This is a genomic window from Craurococcus roseus (assembly GCF_039523795.1).
Taxonomy (GTDB): Bacteria; Pseudomonadota; Alphaproteobacteria; order Acetobacterales; family Acetobacteraceae; genus Craurococcus; species Craurococcus roseus.
Genome location: NZ_BAAAFZ010000028.1, coordinates 1 through 19268, shown reverse-complemented (window position 1 = coordinate 19268; position 19268 = coordinate 1). Strand labels below are relative to the sequence as shown.

General features: G+C 73.1%; 16 protein-coding genes. 13 read left to right on the top strand and 3 right to left on the bottom strand.

Features of this window, described 5'->3' with window-relative positions:
- Window positions 1-33: 33 nt before the first annotated feature.
- The gene (locus ABD067_RS11265) at window positions 34-426 is read right to left on the bottom strand and encodes a carboxymuconolactone decarboxylase family protein (RefSeq protein ID WP_343895388.1); all 393 of its coding nucleotides are present in this window, start codon (window positions 424-426) and stop codon (window positions 34-36) included.
- Between the two features lie 442 nt (window positions 427-868).
- Between ABD067_RS11265 and ABD067_RS11260 the strand changes: the two genes are divergently transcribed.
- The 8 genes from ABD067_RS11260 (at window position 869) to ABD067_RS11225 (ending at window position 8262) form a co-directional block, all read left to right on the top strand.
- Window positions 869-2728 carry an ATP-dependent metallopeptidase FtsH/Yme1/Tma family protein gene (locus ABD067_RS11260; protein WP_343895387.1) on the top strand — a complete coding sequence of 620 codons (1860 nt, stop codon included), beginning with the start codon at window positions 869-871 and terminating at the stop codon, window positions 2726-2728.
- A gap of 43 nt (window positions 2729-2771) precedes the next feature.
- Window positions 2772-3107: a hypothetical protein gene (locus ABD067_RS11255; protein ID WP_343895386.1), complete on the top strand. Its 336-nt coding sequence runs from the start codon at window positions 2772-2774 to the stop codon at window positions 3105-3107.
- Window positions 3108-3399: 292 nt separating this feature from the next.
- On the top strand, window positions 3400-4545 hold the full coding sequence (locus ABD067_RS11250) for an AI-2E family transporter (RefSeq protein ID WP_343895385.1): 1146 nt from the start codon (window positions 3400-3402) through the stop codon (window positions 4543-4545).
- 86 nt (window positions 4546-4631) lie between these two features.
- Window positions 4632-5138, top strand: coding sequence for a GGDEF domain-containing protein (locus ABD067_RS11245; protein WP_343895384.1), 507 nt, complete (start codon window positions 4632-4634; stop codon window positions 5136-5138).
- Between the two features lie 86 nt (window positions 5139-5224).
- A complete protein-coding gene (locus tag ABD067_RS11240) occupies window positions 5225-5995 on the top strand; it encodes an FkbM family methyltransferase (RefSeq protein WP_343895383.1) in 771 nt (256 codons plus the stop codon).
- Between the two features lie 71 nt (window positions 5996-6066).
- A complete protein-coding gene (locus tag ABD067_RS11235; protein ID WP_343895382.1) occupies window positions 6067-6726 on the top strand; it encodes a DsbA family oxidoreductase in 660 nt (219 codons plus the stop codon).
- 34 nt (window positions 6727-6760) lie between these two features.
- Window positions 6761-7444, top strand: a complete 684-nt coding sequence (locus tag ABD067_RS11230; RefSeq protein WP_343895381.1) for a class I SAM-dependent methyltransferase — start codon at window positions 6761-6763, stop codon at window positions 7442-7444.
- A gap of 179 nt (window positions 7445-7623) precedes the next feature.
- Window positions 7624-8262: a 2-phosphosulfolactate phosphatase gene (locus ABD067_RS11225; RefSeq protein WP_343895380.1), complete on the top strand. Its 639-nt coding sequence runs from the start codon at window positions 7624-7626 to the stop codon at window positions 8260-8262.
- 65 nt (window positions 8263-8327) lie between these two features.
- Here the strand turns inward: ABD067_RS11225 and mfd are convergent, their stop codons facing one another.
- Window positions 8328-11828 carry a transcription-repair coupling factor gene (gene mfd / locus ABD067_RS11220; protein ID WP_343895488.1) on the bottom strand — a complete coding sequence of 1167 codons (3501 nt, stop codon included), beginning with the start codon at window positions 11826-11828 and terminating at the stop codon, window positions 8328-8330.
- A 5-nt stretch (window positions 11829-11833) separates the two neighbouring features.
- Window positions 11834-12148 carry an FAD assembly factor SdhE gene (locus ABD067_RS11215; protein WP_343895379.1) on the bottom strand — a complete coding sequence of 105 codons (315 nt, stop codon included), beginning with the start codon at window positions 12146-12148 and terminating at the stop codon, window positions 11834-11836.
- Between the two features lie 183 nt (window positions 12149-12331).
- Between ABD067_RS11215 and recG the strand changes: the two genes are divergently transcribed.
- From recG to ABD067_RS11190, 5 genes are all read left to right on the top strand, one after another.
- Window positions 12332-14422 (top strand): ATP-dependent DNA helicase RecG, encoded by a 2091-nt coding sequence (gene recG / locus ABD067_RS11210; RefSeq protein ID WP_408871541.1) that lies wholly within the window; start codon window positions 12332-12334, stop codon window positions 14420-14422.
- 69 nt (window positions 14423-14491) lie between these two features.
- Entirely contained in the window at window positions 14492-15226 is a 735-nt protein-coding gene (locus tag ABD067_RS11205) for an ABC transporter ATP-binding protein (protein ID WP_343895377.1), read from the top strand.
- Between the two features lie 2 nt (window positions 15227-15228).
- Window positions 15229-16065, top strand: coding sequence for an ABC transporter permease (locus ABD067_RS11200; RefSeq protein WP_343895376.1), 837 nt, complete (start codon window positions 15229-15231; stop codon window positions 16063-16065).
- Between the two features lie 6 nt (window positions 16066-16071).
- Entirely contained in the window at window positions 16072-18054 is a 1983-nt protein-coding gene (locus tag ABD067_RS11195) for a GldG family protein (RefSeq protein WP_343895375.1), read from the top strand.
- Between the two features lie 15 nt (window positions 18055-18069).
- On the top strand, window positions 18070-19268 hold a 1199-nt coding region (locus tag ABD067_RS11190; protein ID WP_343895374.1), incomplete at its 3' end, for a DUF4340 domain-containing protein.

The window sequence follows — 19268 nt, the reverse complement described above, 5'->3', positions numbered from 1 at the left end:
CGAGGGCGTCCTCGACCCGCGCCCGGCGCCGCGTCACTCGTCGAAAGGGGCGTCCACCGGCACACGCATCGCCTCGGCCAGCCGGTTGGTCTCGGCCGCCATGCCAACCACGGCCAGGAGTTCGCCGTGCATGGCGTCCGTCATGCCCTTGGCGCGCGCCGCGGCGGTGTGGCTGGCGGTGCAATAGGCGCAGCCGGCGGTCGCCGAAGCGGCAAGATAGAGCATCTCCTTGGTGAGCGGATCGAGCGCGCCGCCCGGCGCCATCACCTGCTTCAAGCTCTCCCAGGTGCGCGCGAGCGTGGGCGGATGGGCGGCCAACGCCTTCCAGAAGTTGGTCACGTCGGGCACGCGGCGCGTGGCCTTGATGTCGTCGAACACGGCGCGCACGTCGGGCGGCGCATCGGCGTACTCGATCAGCCTGGGCACGCGAAGCCTCCTCCATATCCCGCACCGGCAGGGTACACGGCGGCGGGCGTCCCGCCATGTGGGAGCGGCCCGGCGGAGGCGGAAAGCGGTGGCCGAAGGGGAGCGCTTCATCGCGCCGATCGAGAACGTGGGTATGGCGGACACCAGGGCGGCGTTCGTTCACGGGGCGGCGGTTCGCTTGAACAAGCTGTGTCGGCGATCCACGCGCCTCCCCGCGACCCGAGGCGCTCAGCCCCGTCCGCGGCGCTCCACGGAGGCGGGACGGGGCACAACCCGGCAGCTCGTTCATGATCGCTCGGTGGCCGGCTCGCCGTGCATCCGCGTCAGGGATCCACCGGATGGCCAGAGAAGTTGAAATCTTCGTGAGGTATACGCTAAAAGGTTGAGCAGCGCGGCGCCCGTCCCGCCTTCCCGCAACCACCGAGGACGAGTCGGCGCGCCCATGCACCACGGCGGAGAGAAGACCGACGCCTCCTTCCGGCCCGTGAAGCGCCTGCTGCGGTTCTGGCGCCGCGCGGACCGGCGCGGGCGCGTCCTCGCCGCCGGCGCTGGCGCGGCCGGGCTGTCCGCGACGGGGGCCGGCCTCTACGCCCTCCTCACCGCCGTGTCGCCGCCGCTGCCGTCCATGGCCTTCCACGACTACACGGCCGCGGTTTCGGCCGGGAAGGTCGCCGAGGTGCTGGTCCGCCCGCAGGAAGCCGAGGTGCTGCTGCACGGCGGCGAGTGGCGCCAGGTCCGGGCGCCGCTCGACTGGCAGCCCATGGCCAGGCTGGCCGAGGCCGGGGTGGCGCTCCGCTACGAGCCGGAAGGGCGGGACAGGCTCCCCACCATCTCGTCCCTGCTCGGCATAGCCACCATCCTCGCCTTCGGCGTGGCCTGGGCCCTGAAGATGCGGGACATGACGCGCTCCGGCCGCCGCTTCCAGCCGCCCGGCGCGGGCAAGGGCTTCGGCGACGTCGCCGGCCAGGAAGAAGTCAAGGCCGAACTCGGCGACATCGTCTCCTACCTCCGCGACCCCGCCCGCTTCGCCGCGGTCGGCGCCGCCCCCTGCCGCGGCATCCTGCTCTACGGCCCGCCCGGCAACGGCAAGACGCGCATGGCCGCGGCGCTGGCGGGCGAGGCCGGCGTGCCCTTCCTGCACGCCTCCGGCTCCGAGTTCACCGAGATGTTCGTGGGCCTGGGCGCCATGCGCGTCCGCCGCCTCTTCGACGACGCGCGCAAATCCGCGCCCTGCATCCTTTTCCTCGACGAGATCGACGCCCTGGCGCAGGCCCGCGTCGCCGGCGGCACCGGCGGCGACCGCGAGCACGCGCAGACCGTGGCCCAGCTCCTCACCTGCATGGACGGTCTGGAGGGCCGCGCCGGCGTGGTGGTGATCGCCGCCACCAACTTCGCCGAGTCGCTCGACCCCGCCCTGCTCCGCCCCGGCCGCTTCGACCGCCGCGTGCAGGTCGGCCGCCCGACCCTGGTGGAGCGCGAGGCGATCCTCGCCCTGCACGCCCGCGGCAAGCCGATCGCCCCGGAGGCGGACCTCGCCATCCTCGCGGGCCGGACTGCCGGCATGTCCGGCGCCGACCTCGCGCACCTGGTCAACGAGGCCGCCGTGCTCGCCGCGCGCGACTCGCGTGGGCGCATCGAGCCCGCCGACCTGGAGCAGGCCGCCGACCGCGTGCTGATGGGCCCCGAGCGGCGCAGCCTCGTGCTCGGCGAGGAGGAGCGGCGCATCGTCGCGTTCCACGAGGCCGGCCACGCCCTGGTCGCGCTCCGCACGCCCGGCGCCGAGCCGCTGCACAAGGTCACGGTGCTGCCGCGCGGCATGGCGCTCGGCCTCGCCATGCAGCGCCCGGCGCAAGAGCGCTTCCTCCGCAACCGCCGCCAGTTGCTGGCAGAGCTGGCCGTGGCCGCCGGCGGCCGCGCCGCCGAGGAGCTGGAGTTCGGCGCCGACGCGGTGACCACGGGCGCCGCCGGCGACCTCCGGCACGTCGCCGAGGCCGCCCGGCGCATGGTGTTCGAACTGGGCATGGGTGCCGACGGCGAAGACGTCGCCTTCCTGGCCTGGCCGCAAGACCCGCGCCTGGCCGAGACCGTCTCTCCCGAAGGCCGCGCCCGCCTGGAATCCGCCGTGGAGCGCTTGGCCCGCGGCGCCCTCGAAGAAGCCCGCCGCGTCCTGCAAATCCACCGCGCCGGCCTCCGCGCCCTGGCCGAAGCCCTGCTGGACCAGGAAACCCTCGACGGCGCCGAAGCCGAAGCCCTGGTCCGCGCCGCCACGGTGACGGTGCCTGCCCTCGCCGCGGCGGAGTAGGCCGGCCCGGAGGGCTTGTTGCTTCTTCGAGGTCCTCGACCTCGTGGACGCGATCATCCCCGAAAGGCTGGAGGTCGCGCCGATGCGCAACGGGCGCGGGTTTCACGGCTACAGCGCATGGGCCAGGGCCAAGATCGCCTCCCGGGCAGAGGTGGTCGGTGGCAAGCGCATTTGGGTCGATAGCCACCCCGACCGCGATGTCCACACCTCTGGCGAGATGCGGTCCGCGACGATGCCGGCGGGGCTGACAGGCGTGTCGACGCGGATTGACGCCGGACGGCCCGGTTGTTCCAACGTACCGCTGAAGCCCGCCGCGTTACGCGGCGCTCGCTTCGGCGGGAACGAAGCAGATACGATGCGCCAGCCAACGCCCGAATAGCGCCTTTTACCCGGCAATCCCCCCTGCGCCCGGGCCGCGGCATTCGCCCGAAGACGCGACGCAGCCCCAGGCAAGGGAGAAAGGCCGCGAGGAGGTGAGGCGACTCCACCCCTTCGACCGCGCCATTCACCCTGAAACGCCGCGCGAACCCGGTAAGTATGTAAAGTGGTTAACCGGCAAGGCAGCGCGGCTCCGCGCGCACCGCCTCGGCGGCGCCCCATCGCGCCCGACGGGGCCGGGTTCAAGGAACGCGGCTTGCGGCGCCTCGGCCGGCGTGGAAGTCACGCAGCCCATGACCGACCGACAACCCTCGCCACCGCCCGAAACCGCCACCCCGGAGGGCGTCGCCGCGGAGGCAGCCTTCCTCCGCCGCGTCCTCATCGTCGCGGCCGTGGCCGCGTTGGCCCTGCTGCTCTGGGCGGTGCGCGGCGCCCTCTTGCTGCTGTTCGGCGCCGTCGTGGTCGCGGTGCTGCTCGTGGCCGCCGCCCGCCCGTTCCGCGACCGCCTCGGCCTGCCGCACGGCCCGGCGCTGGCGGCCGGCGGCGCTTCCGTGCTGGCCGTCCTCGCGCTTGCGACCTGGCTCGTGGGCAGCGAGGTCCGGACGCAGGTCACAGAGTTGGCGCAACGCCTGCCGGACGCGGCGCGCGCGCTCGAATCCCGCTTCGGGATCGACTTGCCCGACCTGTCCCGAAAAGAGGGCCAGGACGCCGCGGTCGAGGCCGCTTCGCGCGCCGCCGCCGGCGGCGGGGCCGGGGACGCGATGCCGGGTTTGTCCGAGATCGGCAGCGCCGTCGGCCGCATCGCCGCCTTCGGCGCCGTGGTGCTGGACGCGCTCTCGGCGCTGTTGCTGGCCGTGGTCGGCGCCGTCTACCTCGCCGCCGACCCCGCGGGCCACCGCCGCGGCGCGGTGGCCTTGCTGCCCAAGGCCCAGCAGCGCCGGGCGGAGGAGTTCCTGGAGGCCACGGGCAACGCCCTGAACGGCTGGCTGCTCGCCACCCTAGCCTCCATGGCGGCGGTGGGCCTCATGGTGGGGCTCGGCGCCTGGGCGCTCGGGCTGCCGGCGGCGCTCGCGCTCGGGCTCTTCGCCGCCCTCGCCGAGATCGTGCCGGTGGTCGGCCCGATCATCGGAGCCGTGCCGGCGCTCCTCCTCGCAGTGGGCGCCGGCCTCGGCACATTCGCCTGGACGGCCGTGCTGTTCCTCGCTGTGCAGCAGGTGGAATCCAACCTGCTCCAGCCGCTGTTGCAGAAGCGCATGGCGGACGTGCCGCCGGTGCTGCTGCTCTTGTCCGTCGTGGGGGTCGGCGCCGTGTTCGGGATCGGGGGGCTCGTCCTCGCGGCCCCGATCACGGTGGTCGCCTTTGTCGCCGTCCAGAAGCTCTACGTCCGGGAGACCCTGGGCAACCCGGCGGAGGTGCCCGGCGAGGGTGCGGGAAAGTGATGGCGCCGCACGGATGTATTTACTGAATCGTAACAAGAACCGTGCCTTCTATGCGCCCCTGATCCCGGAGGCGGGGGCCTCGACGCATGAAGGTTTCGCACTCGGGCAACCGCGACCCGCTCACCGGCGTGGCGACGGAAGCGGCGCTGGTGCGCTTCGCCGCCGCCGCGCTGGATGCCTCCTCCCCCAGGGGTCCGCCCGTCTGCTTCCTCCAGATCGACGTGGACGGGCTGCCCGGCCTGCACCAGGAGTTCGGCGACGCGGTGTCGGACGCCGTGCTCCTCGGCGTGGCGGACTGCTTGCGGGAGGGCATCCGCGGCCCCGACCTCGCCGGCCGCTCGGCCGACGGCTTCGGCATCTGCATGTCCGAACTCACCGCCGCCCAGGCGCGGGCCGCGGCGCATCGGCTGCGGTTGCGCGTCCTCTCCAACCCGGTCGCCACGGCCCGCGGCCCGATGAACGTCACGGTCAGCGTCGGCGTCGCCGTGTCCGCCGACGCGGGAGCGGGCGTCGAATGGCTGGTCGGCCGCGCGCGGGAAGCCCGGCACGCGGCGCAGTGCGAGGGCGGGGACCGGGTAGTCGCCGCCGCCTGATCCGCGGCAGCCGCGGCCGGCGTTGACGGGCCGCGGCGCCGAACCGATGCTCGCCGCCGGAGCCGCGAGCGGAGGGACCGACCGCCATGGACCTCGACATCCCCCGCCTGTTCGCCCTCCAGGACCGCGACAACATCTTCGAAACCATCATCGCCGGCCTGTACCGGGCCGTGCTCCGCCCCGGCGACCTCGCGGTGGACGGCGGCGCCAACGAAGGCATGCACGCCTTCCCGCTCGCCGGACTCGTCGGGCCTTCCGGCGAGGTGCTCGCCTTCGAGCCGATCCCGTGGCGCGCCGAAACCCTGGTCCACCGAGCGCGGGAGCGCCGCCTCCCCCAGCTCCGCGTCTTCGCGGAGGCGCTCGCCGAGCGCGGCGGCGCGACGGCGCCGTTCCACTGGATACGCAACGCCGACGGCTACAGCGGCCTGCGGCCCCGCGCCTACCCGGTGGCGCCGGACGTCGAGATGCTCACCGTCACGACCGCAGCGCTGGACGCCGTGATCGGCGACGGACGCCCGTGGCGCTTCGGCAAGCTGGACCTCGAAGGCGGCGAGTTCAGGGCGCTGCAAGGCGCCGCCCGGGCGCTCCGACAACACCGCCCCGTGCTGGTGTTCGAGTGCGACCGGGTGGACGCACCGCGGCACTACGGCTACGGCCCCGACGAGTTCTTCGGCTTCTTCGGCGGCCTCGGCTACCGCCTCCGCGACCTGTTCGGGCGGCCGTTCGCCAGGGAATCCTGGGACTCGCCCGGCTACCCGCACTACTTCATCGCTTTCCACCCCGCCGCGGACGGACACGGGGAAGCCGAGCGGGACCTGCCCGGCATACTGGAACGGGCCCTCGCCGCGGCCGCCTGAAGGCGCCCTCCCCGCCCGGCGGCCGCAACTTCGCGTGGCGGAGGGCGCGGCCTGGGCATTAGGATGCGCGGGTGAACCTGCTCGCCCCGCCTCGCGCCCGAGTCGCCGTGGAAGTCGTCTTCGACCTGGTGTGCCCCTGGTGCTTCCTCGGCTCGCGCCGCCTGCGGCGGTTGCTGCGCGCCCGGCCGGACCTGTCGGTCGACATCCTGTGGCGCCCCTTCCTGCTCCACCCGGACCTCGCGCCGCAGGGCGTGCCGCGGCAGGACTACCTAGCGCGGAAGTTCGGCGGCGAGGAGCGCGCCCGCCGCGTCCACGGCACCATGGCCGAGCTCGGCCGGCCCGAGGGCATCGAGTTCCGCTTTGACCGCATCCGCCGCGTCCCCCACTCGCTCGACGCGCACCGGCTGGTCCGCTGGGCCGGCCGCTTCGGCGCCGCCGACCAGGTCGTGGACGCTCTGTTCGAAGCCTACTTCACCTACGGCGCCGACCTCGGCGACCCGTCGGTCCTCGCCGCGGTCGCCGCCGGGCAGGAGTTGGACCCGACGGCCGCGCGCCGCTTCCTGTCCTCCGGATCGGAGGTGGAAGCGGTCCACGCCGACAACCTCCGGGCGCACCGCCTCGGCATCAACGGCGTCCCCTGCTTCGTGGTCGCCGGCCGCCACGCCATCGCCGGCGCGCAGGAACCGGAGGTGCTGGAACGCCTCCTGGACGTGGCGCTGGTGGAGGGGTGAGCCCCGTCGCCGCGAGGCGCGGCGCAGCCGCCGCGTGACGCCCGACTTCGACGCCTACCTCGACGCGCGGCCGCAGGACGAATACGCGCAGACCCACCGCCTGCGCTTCCGCGAAACCTGGGCGCGCCTGCGCGACCTCGTGGACGGGGCGGAGGACGTGCTGGAACTCGGCGCCCTGTCGCCTGTCGGCGCGTACCTACGCGACCGCCGCGGCGCGCGCGTTTCCGCGCTGGAAACCGACCTCCGCTACCCGCCCTACCCGGCGCCCGACGCCGGCGCCGACCTGATGCTCTGCCTGGAGGTGCTGGAGCACCTGAACGACGCGCACTACCCCGGCGCCAGCATCGGCGAGATCGCCATGTTCACCCGCTCCGGCGCCCGCGCCATGTTCCGCGAATGCCGCCGCGTGCTCCGCCCCCGCGGCCGCCTCGCCCTCACCACGCCGAACGCCGCCTCGATCGACGTCCTCGGCAACGTGCTGCGGCGCCGCCATCCGTTCCGCTACCCGCCGCACGTCCGGGAGTACGCGCCGGCCGAGGTGGTGGACCTTGCCCGCGAATCCGGCTTCGAAACCGAACGCGCCTCCACCTTCTTCGCCTGGAACGCGCACCCGGACGTGGACCGGGACGCGCTGATCGCCGGGCTCGACGCGATGGGCTTCGACATGTCCGACCGCGGCGACGACGCCTTTTTCGTCTTCCGCGCGCCGCCGGCGTGAGACCGAAACCCAATCACCAAGTGCCGTCCTCGGTCGGGAGGCCGCCTTGGCCCGGACCAGGGCGGCCATCGACCCGATTCCAACTCGAAGGGTGATTTCTAGCCGCCACAGGAGGGGCGCCGCGCATGAGGGTCGTGCTCGAAAGCCTCTTGTGCGGCGCGGGGAGGGCTGCGGGCCACGTGGCGGTCATCGACGTGTTCCGCGCATTCACGACGGCCGCGGTCGCCCTGGCAAACGGAGCTTCACGCATCGTCATGGTCGGCACGGTCGAAGAGGCGTTGGACCTGCGCGCGAGGGGCGTTGCCCAGGCCTGCATCGGCGAGGTCCGGGGCCGCATGCCGCCGGGGTTCGACTTCGGCAATTCGCCCTTCGAGGTTTCCGCCGTCCAGTTCCAGGGCCGGACGCTCGTGCAGCGGACGAGCGCGGGCACCCGGGGGATCGTTTCCGCCAAGTGCGCCGAGCGCCTCTACGCGTCGTCATTGGTGACGGCGAGCGCCACGGCACGGGCGCTGGTCTCAGGAAGGCCAAGCTGCGTCACGCTGGTCGCAATGGGGCGCGACGGCATGGTCCGGACGGACGAGGACGAGTCATGCGCCCTGCACCTGCGCAACCTCGTGGAAGGACGGGCGGGCGACCCGGACGCGGTCCGCAGGGTCATTCTGGCTGGCAGCGAAGCCGGGCGCTTCAGCGATCCGGGACGGCCGCACTTGCGCCCCGGCGATTTGGACATCGCGCTCGACGTGGATCGGTACGACTTCGCGGTCAGGGTCGATGTCGAAGATGCCGGCCTCGCCGCCCGGATGGAAAGGTCGATCTGAGGTCGGATCCGGGCGAAAGCGGCAGCGCCTGATCGGGCCTTCAGCAAGGCCCACCGCCTGCTGTGTCAAGCCGCCTTGGCCTGCCCCACCAGCTTGACGAGCCCGGACAGCAGGTCCTTCGCCACCCGCACCCGCTGTGGCAGCTCCATCTCGCGGAGCAGCGCCAGCTTGTGGTCGGGCCGCAGCTTCACCAGCCCCTTCTGCGCCCCCACCCAGGCCACGAGCCCGCCCGGGTTGCGGAACTGGTTGCGGCGGAAGGTCAGCACCACGCCCTTCGGCCCGGCGTCCACCTTCTCCACCCCCGCTTCCCGGCACAGCCCCTTGATGGACACGACCTGGAGCAGATTCTCCACCTCCGGCGGCAGCTTGCCGAAGCGGTCCTCCAGCTCCGCCGCCACCGCCTCGATTTCCGCCTCGGTCTGCAACGCCGCGATGCGCCGGTACAGGCCGAGCCGCACCGGCAGGTCGCGCACGTACTCCTCCGGGATCAGCACCGGCAAGCCGAGGTTGATGTTCGGCGTCCAGTCGCGCGAGTCGTCGTTGTCGGCGTCGCGCCGCTTCTTGCCCTGCCCTGCCCGGATGTCGGCGACGGCGTCCTCCAGCATCTGCTGGTACAGCTCGATGCCGACTTCGCGCACCTGCCCGCTCTGCTCGTCGCCGAGCAGGTTGCCGGCGCCGCGGATGTCGAGGTCGTGCGACGCCAGGGTGAAGCCGGCGCCGAGCTGGTCGAGCGTCTGCATCACCTCCAGGCGCTTCTGCGCCGCCGCCGAGATGCGCTGGCCCTGCGGCCAGGTGAGGAAGGCGTAGCCCCGCTGCTTGCCGCGCCCGACGCGGCCGCGGAGCTGGTAGAGCTGCGCCAAGCCGAACATGTCGGCGCGGTGGATCAGCAGCGTGTTCACCGCCGGCATGTCGAGCCCGCTCTCCACGATGTTGGTGGACAGCAGGATGTCGTGCTTGCCGTCGCCGAACTCGGTCATCACCCGTTCCAGCTCGGTCGCGGAGAGCCGCCCGTGCGCCTCCACGATCCGCGCCTCGGGCACGATCTCGCGCAGCCGCGCCGAGACCTTGGGCATGTCCTCCAGCCGCGGCACCACGCAGAACACCTGGCCGCCTCGGAAGCGCTCGCGCTGGATAGCCTCGCGCAGCACCACCCCGTCCCACGGCATGATGAAGGTGCGCACCGCCAAGCGGTCCACCGGCGGCGTGGCGATGACGCTCATCTCCCGCACGCCGGTCAGCGCCAGTTGCAGCGTGCGCGGGATCGGCGTCGCGGTCAGCGTCAGCACGTGGACGTCGGTGCGGAGCTGCTTCAGCCGCTCCTTGTGCGCCACGCCGAAGTGCTGCTCCTCGTCGATCACGAGCAGGCCCAGCTCCGCGAACTCGACGCCCTTCGCCAGCAGCGCGTGGGTGCCGACCACGATGTTGACCGAGCCGTCCTTGATCCCCTCCCGCACCTTGGCCGCCTCCTTCGGCGGCACCATGCGCGAGAGCTGCGCCACCTTGACCGGCAGTCCTTCGAATCTCGTGGCGAAGACGCGGAAGTGCTGCCGCGCGAGCAGCGTGGTCGGCACCACCACCGCCACCTGCGCCCCGCTCATCGCCACCGCGAAGGCCGCGCGCAGCGCCACCTCGGTCTTGCCGAAGCCCACGTCGCCGCAGATCAGCCGGTCCATCGGCCGGCCGGAGGAAAGGTCCTCCAGCACGTCGGCGATGGCCCGCTGCTGGTCGTCGGTCTCGGCGAAGGGGAAGCGGGCGCAGAACTCGTCCCAGGCGCCCTCCGGCGGGATGGCGGTGACGCCATCCTTCACCTTGCGCTCGGCGGCCACGCGGATGAGCTGCGCCGCCATGTCCTGGATGCGCTGCTTGGCCTTGGCCTTGCGGTTCTGCCAGCTCGCGCCGCCCAGCTTGTCGAGGGCCACGCCCTGCGCCTCGCTGCCGAAGCGCGACAGCACCTCGATGTTCTCGACCGGGAGGAACAGCTTGTCCCCGCCGTCGTAGATGAGCCGCAGGCAGTCGTGCGGCGCCCCGCCGACCGTGATGGTCTCGATGCCGTCGTAGCGCGCGATGCCGTGGTCCTGGTGGACCACCAGGTCGCCCTGCTCGATGCCGGTGACGTCGGCGATGAATTGGGAGGCGCTGCGCCGCCGGCGCGGCGGGCGCGCGATGCGCTCGCCGAGCAGGTCCTGTTCGCCCACCACGGCGAGGCCGAAGCCCGCCCCGGTCGCCTCCGCCGGCGCCAGGAAGCCGCGCTCGACACCGAGCACCGCCAGCGCCACCGCGCCGGCCGGCATGGCGCGCAATCCAGTCGCGTCCTCCACGGTCGCGGTCGCCAGCCGGTTCTCCCGGAGCAGGTTGCCGATCCGCTCGCGCGAGCCGCGCGTCCACGCGGCGACCAGCGGCTTCCGCCCGGCCTTGACCATCGCGTCCGCGTACTCGGCGAAGGCGGCGAACACGTTCTGCCCGGCGGCCCGGGCCTCGGCGAACAGCCGCCCCGGCCGCCCGCCGGCCTCCACGCCCTCGGCGCCGTCCGGCTTGGCGAAGGGCAGGAAGCGCAGCAGCGGCCCGCCGGCGAGCATCCGCTCCCAGCCGCGTTTGTCGAGGTAGAGCGAGTTCGGGGGCGCCGGCCGGTAGGGCACCTCGCCCTCGTGCGTGCGGACCGGCGCGCGCCGCGCCTGGTAGTGGTCCGCGATCATCTCCAGCCGCGCCGCCAGCACGTCCTCGCCCTGGTGGTCGAGCGAAACCGAGGCGCCCGGCAGGTAGTCGAGCAGCGTCTCCATCCGCTCGTGGAACAGCCCCGCCCAATGCTCCATGCCGGGATGCCGCCGCCCGGCGCTGACCGAGACGTAGAGCGGGTCCTCCGCCGCCGCGGCGCCGAACAGCTCGCGCCACGCGCCGCGGAACCGGGCGATGGACTCCTTGTCCAGGAACACCTCGCCCACCGGCCGCAGGCACAGGCGTTCCAGCGCCTCGCCGCTGCGCTGCGTGCCGGTGTCGAAGCGGCGCATGGACTCGATCTCGTCGCCGAACAGGTCGAGGCGCACGGGATCGGGCTCGCCGGCCGGGAACAGGTCCACGATGCCGCCGCGCAGCGCGTACTCGCCCGGCTCCATCACCGTGCCGGTGCGGTTGTAGCCGTTGGCCTCCAGGAACTCGGCCAGCTTCTCCGGCCGCACCCGCCCGCCGCGCTTCAGCTCCATCACCGAGCCGTCGAACACCGCGCGCGGCGGCACCCGCTGCACCAGCGCGTTGACGGTGGTGACGAGGACGCGCGGGCGGCTCCCGCGCTCCAAGAGCCTGGTCAGGGTGGAAAGTCGCTCGGCCACGATCTCCGGGTTGGGCGACACGCGGTCGTAGGGCAGGCAGTCCCAGGCCGGGAAGCGCAGCACCTCCACGCCGGGCGCGAAGAAGCCCAGCGCCTCCGCCATCCGCGCCATGCGCGCGTCGTCGCGGCAGACGTGGACCACGGGCGCGTCCGTTTCCGCCCGGCGCCGCGCCAGCAGCAGCGCGTCGAAGCCCTCCGGCGCCCCGTGCACGGCGAGGCCGTGGGCGGGGCGCGTCTGCACCATGTCGTTCACGGCCGGCGGAGCTCCGGCGGCAGCCCGGCCCCGGGCTGGCCGCATTCGATGGCCATCCGCTCCAGCATGGGCGTCCGGAGGTGGGGCGGCGGCTCCCGGCGGCCGGAAAGCCAATCCGAAAGGTCCACGTCCGGCAGTTCCAGCACCGACTCGACCTCGGCCAGCTCCGCCTCCGAAAAGGCGGCGATGTGCCGAGTCACGAAGCCGCCTATCATCAGGTCGGCCTCCTTGGTGCCGCGGTGGCAGGCGCGGAACAGCAGGCGGCGGCGGCGCGGGTCGAGTTCCGGCGCGTCGGCGTTGTCGGGGGGCATGTCGCTCGGCACGGCGGCTGGCATATAGGGCCCCATGGGACTCGTGTCAGCCCGAAGCGCGGCGCACCGCCGGGGGTTCGCGTGACCGCCGCGCCGGACCTGTTCTCGCGCGAATCGCCGGGCACCGCGGCCGCGCCGCCCCCGGCGGCGCCGAAGCCGCCGACCGCCGCGGCCGTTTCCGCCCTGTCGGCCCCGCTCGCCGCACTCCCCGGCGTCGGCCCGGCCCTGGCCAAGCGCCTGCGGGACGCGGTGGGCGGCGACCGGGTGCTGGACCTGCTGTTCCACCTGCCGGAGCGCTACGCCAGCCGCCTGGCCGTCACCTCCCCCGCCGACGCGCCGGAGGAGCAGGAGGTGGTGCTGCGCGCCCGGGTGCTGTCGCTCCGCGCCGCCCGCTCCAAATCCGGCCGCCCCTACGCCGAGGTCCGGACCGAAGCGGCCGGGGAACGCCTCCTGCTCCGCTACATCAACGGCCGGGTGGAATGGCTGGCCCGCCAGATGCCCCCCGGCACCGAGCGGGTCTTCGCCGGCAAGGTGAAGGCCGAGGCCGGCGCCTTCTCCATGCTGAACCCCCTCTCCGCCCCGGCCGCGGTCGGCCTGCCCTCCCTGGAGCCGGTCTGGCCCCTGGTGAAGGACCTGCGCCTGTCCCAGGTTGCGAAGGCCATGGCCGCGGCGCTGGAACGCCTGCCCGACTTCCCGGAATGGCAGGACCCGCACCTCCTCCGCCGCGAAGGCTGGCCCGCCTTTTCCGAGGCGCTCCGCATGGTCCAGGCTCCGGCCGAGGCGCCGCCCCCGCCCGACACCCACGCCCGCCTCGCCTACGACGAGGTGCTGTCCAAGCAGATCGCCCTCGCCCTGGTCCGCCGCCGCCAGCGCGAACGCCCCGGCCGCAGCCTGGTCGGCGACGACCGCCTGCGGAACAAGGCGCTCGCCGCCTTCGGCCACCCCCTCACCCGCGGCCAAGAACAAGCCCTGGCCGAGATCGACGCCGACCTCGCCGCGCCGAGCCGGATGCTCCGCCTGCTCCAGGGCGACGTCGGCTCCGGCAAGACCCTGGTGGCGGCCCTGGCCATGCTCCGGGCCGTCGAGGCCGGAACCCAAGCCGCGCTGATGGCGCCGACCGAGGTGCTCGCCCGCCAGCACCTCCGCACCCTCGTCCATCTCTGCCACCCCGCCGGCGTCCGGGTGGAGCTGCTGGCCGGCAGCGTGAAGGGCACGCAGAGGCGCCGGGTGCTGGCCGGGCTGGCGGAGGGCTCCATCCAGGTCGCGGTCGGCACCCACGCCCTGTTCCAGGAGGGCGTGCGCTTCCGCGACCTCGGCCTCGCCGTGGTGGACGAGCAGCACCGCTTCGGCGTCGCCCAGCGCCTCATGCTGGCCGGCAAGGGCGCCGAGGCGGACGGCGGCGAGTCGGAGACCCGCCAGGGCGGCGCCGACATGCTGGTGATGACGGCCACCCCCATCCCCCGCACCCTGCTCCTCACCCAATGGGGCGAGATGGCGGTGAGCCGCCTGACGGAGAAGCCGGCCGGCCGCCGCCCCATCGCCACCTCGCTCCACGGGATGCGCCAACTCCCGGACGTGGTGGCCGGCATCGCCCGGGCGCTCGACCGCGGCGCCCGCGTCTTCTGGGTCTGCCCCCAGGTCACGGAAAGCGAGGCCACCGACATCGCCGCCGCCGAAACCCGCTTCGCCGAACTGGAACAACGCTTCGGCGCCCTGGTCGGCTTGGCGCACGGCCGCATGGACACCGACCTCCGCGAACGGGCGCTGCGCGACTTCGCCGCCGGCCGCACCCGCCTCCTGGTGGCGACCACGGTGATCGAGGTCGGCGTGGACGTGCCGGAGGCCACCGTCATGGTGATCGAGCGCGCCGAGCGCTTCGGCCTGTCGCAACTGCACCAGTTGCGCGGCCGGGTGGGCCGCGGCGGCGAAGCCTCTTACTGTATGCTCCTCTACGACGAGGGCCTCGGCCTCGCCTCCCGCGAGCGGTTGGTGATCCTCCGCGATACCGAGGACGGCTTCGCCATCGCCGACGCCGACTTCCGCCTCCGCGGCGGCGGCGAGGCGCTCGGCACCCGCCAATCCGGCGCCCCCGTGTTCCGCCTCGGACTGAAGGAAGCCGAGGCGCAGGACCGCCTCATCGCAATCGCCCACCGCGACGCCGCCCTGCTCACCGAGAAGGACCCGGCCCTCCAGGGCGACCGGGGCCGGGTGGCCAGGGTGTTGCTCGATCTCTTCGAAGGCCCGGAAACGATACGAACCCTCGACGCAGGTTGAAGGAGTGCTTGCCAAGTTCACGCATTATTGTCTATCCGGATACGTGCGTCGGGCAGTGAGGGGTGAGGTGTGGCCGCGCTGATCGAGATCGACCGCCTGACCAAGAAGTTCGGCGACACGACGGTGGTGAACGACGTCACCTTCACCCTGAAAAAGGGCGAGGTGCTGGGCTTCCTCGGCCCGAACGGGGCGGGCAAGTCCACCACCATGCGGATGCTCGCCGGCTTCCTGATGCCCACCTCCGGCACCGCCCGCATCTGCGGCGCCGATGTGGTGGAGCGCCCCATCGAGGCCAAGCGCAAGCTCGGCTTCCTGCCGGAAGGCGCCCCCTGCTACCCCGAGATGACCGTCGAGGGCTTCCTCGGCTTCACCGCCCGCGTCCGCGGCTACCGCGGGGTGGAAGCGGCCGAGCGCGTTTCCCACGCGATGAAGCTCGCCGACCTGGAAGCGGTCCGGTTGCAGCCGATCGAGATTTTGTCCAAAGGCTTCAAGCGCCGCGTCGGCTTGGCCCAGGCCCTGCTGCACGACCCGCCCGCCCTGGTGCTGGACGAGCCGACCGACGGCCTCGACCCCAACCAGAAGCACGAGGTCCGCGAGCTGATCCGCCGCCTCGCCCCGGAGAAGGCCATCATCATCTCGACGCACATCCTGGAAGAGGTGTCGGCGGTCTGCTCCCGCGCGATCATCATCGCCCGCGGGCACCTGATCGTGGACGCCACGCCGAGGGAGCTGGAAGGCACCGGGCAGACGCTCGACGAGTTCTTCCGCGACCTTACCCTCAACATCCCGGCCTTTGGGTTCTGACGATGGCCGCAACCGCCGACTCCCCGCCCGACTTCGCCCCGCCGCCCTCCTTCGCCAAGCCCGCGGCGCCGAAGGTCTCCCTGCGGGAACGCCTCCCTTCCATCGACCTTCGCCCGGCCCTGGTCGTGGCCCGGCGCGAACTGGCGGCGTACTTCGCCACCCCGGTCGCCACGGTGTTCATCGTGGTGTTCCTGGCGCTCGCCGGCGTGCTGACCTTCGGCCTCGGCAACTTCTTCGCCCGCGGCCAGGCCGACCTCGTAGCCTTCTTCACCTTCGTCCCCTGGCTGCTCCTCTTCTTCGTCCCCGCGCTCACCATGCGCCTCTGGGCCGAGGAGCGCCGCTCCGGCACCATCGAGCTGCTGCTGACCCTGCCGATCGCCACCTGGCAGGCGGCGCTGGGCAAGTTCCTCGCCGCCTGGGCCTTCTGCTCCATCGCGGTCGCGCTGACCTTCCCCCTCTGGGTCACGGTCAACCTCCTGGGCTCGCCCGAGAACGGGGTGATTTTGTCCGGATACGTCGGCGCGCTCCTCGTGGCCGGCGCCTTCCTGGCGATGGGCGCGGCGGTCTCGGCCCTCACCCGCAACCAGGTGATCGCCTTCGTGCTCGCCGTGGTGGTCTGCTTCGTGTTCGCGGTGTCCGGCACCCCTGTCGTCACCGAGTTCCTGTCCTCCCGCACGCCGCTGCTCGCGGAGGCGGCGCGGTCCATCTCGGTGTTCGAGCGCTTCAACGGCTTCGTCCGCGGCGTGGTCGCGCTCCGCGACCTGGTCTTCTTCGGAAGCCTGATCGCCTTCTTCCTGTTCGTGAACGTGGTCGTCCTCGACCACCGCAAGGCGGATTGAGCCCCCATGGCCGGCAAGACCAAGGCTAAGAAGAAGGTCGTCGAGCATTCCGGCCGGAAGCGCCTCGCCGCCTCCGCGCTGGGCGTGACCGCCGCCGCCGGCCTCGCGGTCGGCGTCAACATGCTGGCCGACCGGGTGGCGCCCCGCGTCCGCGTCGACCTCACCTCCCAGGACCTCTACACCCTGGCCGGCGGCACCGAGCAGGTGCTGGCCGGGCTCAAGGACCCGATCACCCTTCGCCTCTTCTACTCCCGCAAGCTCGGCGCCGCGGTGCCTTCCTACGGCGCCCACGCCGACCGCGTGCGGGAGTTGCTGGCGGAGTACGCGGCGCGCTCCAAGGGCAAGCTGCGCCTGGAGATCCTCGACCCCGAGCCCTTCTCGGAAACCGAGGACCGCGCCCTCGCCTACGGCCTGCAAGGCGTGCCGATCGACCAGTCCGGCGAGCAGGTCTACTTCGGCCTGGCCGCCGTCAACATGGTGGACGACGAGCGCACCATCCCGTTCTTCCAGCCGGAGCGCGAGCGCTTCCTGGAATACGACCTGACGCGCCTGGTCCACGAATTGTCCAATCCGCGCCGCCCGGTGATCGGCGTGATGTCGCCCCTGCCGCTGAACGGCGACCCGCGCGCCATGATGATGCGGCAATCGTCGCAGTTCGGTCAGCCCGCGGTGGCGATGACCCAGATCCGCCAGTTCTTCACCGTGAAGGACGTGGCGACCGACGCCCAGGCCATCGACCCGGACGTCCAGGTGCTCCTGGTCGCCCACCCGCAGGATTTGTCCGAAAGCGCCCAATACGCCATCGACCAGTTCGTCATGCGCGGCGGCAAGCTGCTGCTGCTGGTGGACCCGCACTCCGAGTCGCAGGCCGCCCGCCCGAGCATGGCCGGCCCGTCGCCGGCGGGGACCGCCTCCTCGCTCGACAAGCTGCTGAACGCCTGGGGCGTCGAGGCGCCGTCCGACAAGGTGGTACTGGACGTCCGGGGCGCCTGGCGCGTGCGCGCCAACCCGGGCGACCGGGTGCAGGCGGTGGACTACGCGGCGTGGTTCAACCTCCAGGGCGAGGGCCTGAACCGCTCCGAGGTGGCCCTGGCCCAGCTCGACCAGGTGACGCTCGCCTCCGCCGGCGAGGTCCGGAAGCGGGCCGGCGCCCAGGTGGACTTCGTGCCCCTGCTCACCAGCTCGCCCCAGTCCATGACGGTGGACGCCGCGCGCGTCCGCCAGGACCCGAACCCGTCCCGCCTCTTGTCCGAATTCAAAGCCGACGGGCAGCGGCGCGTGCTGGCCGCGCGCGTCCGCGGCCACCTTTCCTCCGCCTTCCCGGACGGCCCGCCCGCCCTGCCGGAAGGCCAGACCCGCATCGAAGGCTTCCCCGAGCACCGCGCCCGCTCCGAAGGCCCGGCCAACGTCGTCGTCGCCAACGACACCGACCTCTTGGAAGACCGCTTCTGGGTCCGCGTGCAGGACTTCTTCGGCCAGCAGGTGACGACGCCCTTCAGCGGCAACGGCTCCCTGGTGGTGAACCTGCTCGACACGCTCAGCGGCAGCGACGCGCTGATCTCGCTCCGCTCGCGCGGCGACGCGTCCCGCCCCTTCGAGCTGATCGAGGAGGTCCGGCGCGACGCCGACGCCAAGTTCCGGCAGACGGAGCGCGCCCTCCAGGAGCGCCTGGAGCGTACCGAAGCGCGGCTGCGCGAGCTGCGCGGCGGCGCCACGCCGGCCTCGGCCGCCGCGGGGGAGCGCGCCCAGCCGGTCATCACGCCGGAGCAGCGCGCCGAGATCGACGCGGCCCGCGCCGAAATCCAGCGCACCCGGGGCGAGCTGCGCAACGTGCAGCTCGAACTCCGCCGCGACATCGAAGGGCTGGAGCGCAACATCCGCTTCGCCAACATCGCCTTGGTCCCGACGCTGCTGGTCGCCTTCGCCCTCGGCCTGGCGCTGCTGCGCGCCCGCCGGCGCGCCCGCGCCGCCGCCGCGACGCCCGCCTGACCGGAGTTTGTCCGAATGAAACAGCGAACCCTGGTCATCCTCGGCGGCGCCGCCGCCTTCTCGATCGTGTCGGCGCTGCTGCTCTCGCCCGGCAACCCGGAAGCGCCCGCCGACGCCGGCGCGCTCGCCTTCAAAGGCCTCGCGTCCCGCCTCCAGGGCGCCTCACGGATCGAGATCAGCAAGCACGACGGCAAGCTGGTGCTCGAGCGCAGGGGCAGCACCTGGGTCGTCGCCGACGCCGGCGGCGGCTACCCCGTCCGGCCCGAACGGGTGCGCGAGTTGCTGGTCGGGCTGACCGAGATGCGGCTGCTCGAACCCCGCACCGCCGACCCCGCCCTGCACGAGCGCCTGGGCGTGGACGACCCGTCCAAGCCGGGAAGCTCCGGCCTGCTGCTCCGCGTGCAGGACACCAACGGCGCCCAGGTCGCCGAGCTGGTGGTCGGCCGCCGCCGCGTCCGCACCCAGGGCAACCTGCCCGAGAGCGCCTACGTCCGCCGCCCGGCGGAGGCGCAGTCCTGGCTCGCCGAAGGCCGGTTGCCGGTGGACGCCGACCCGCGGCTCTGGCTCGACCGCGACGTGGTCAACCTGCCCGCAGCGCGCGTCCGCGAGGTGACCGTGCGCCGCGCCAACGAGCCCGAGCTGGTGCTGGCGCGCGAGGAGACCGCCGAAGCGAAGCTCGCCCTGGCCGCCCCGGCCGGCTTCCAGGCCAAGGACGAGGGGGCGCTGGACGAGGTCGCCCGCACGCTGGAGTTCGTCACCTTCCTCGAGGTGAAGCCCGAAGGCGAACGGCTCGGCGAAGCCTTGGGCGAAACCCGCTTCGTGCTGTCCGAGGGCATGGCGATCGTGGCCGCCACCTTCAAGGACGGTGACAAGCTGTGGCTCCGCCTGCGCGCCGAAGGCACCGGCAACGGCGTGGGCGCCGAGGCCGAGCGGCTGAACGCCCGCTGGCGCGGCTGGGCCTACCAGGTCTCCACCGGCAAGGAAAAGGCGCTGCTGCCGCGCCTCGAAGACCTCGGCGGCCGCGCCTCCACCTCGGACGCCGCGTCCCCGCCCCGTCCCGTCGCCGCCGGATTCGTCCCCTTCCGCGCCCCCGGCAACGCCGCGCCGCCGCCGGTGACGCCCGCCGCCCTCACGACGCCCACGGCCCCGCGCCCCGTCGCCGCGCCGGTCCAGGCCGCGCCGTCCGCGCCTGCCGCTTCCACGCCGGCCACCGC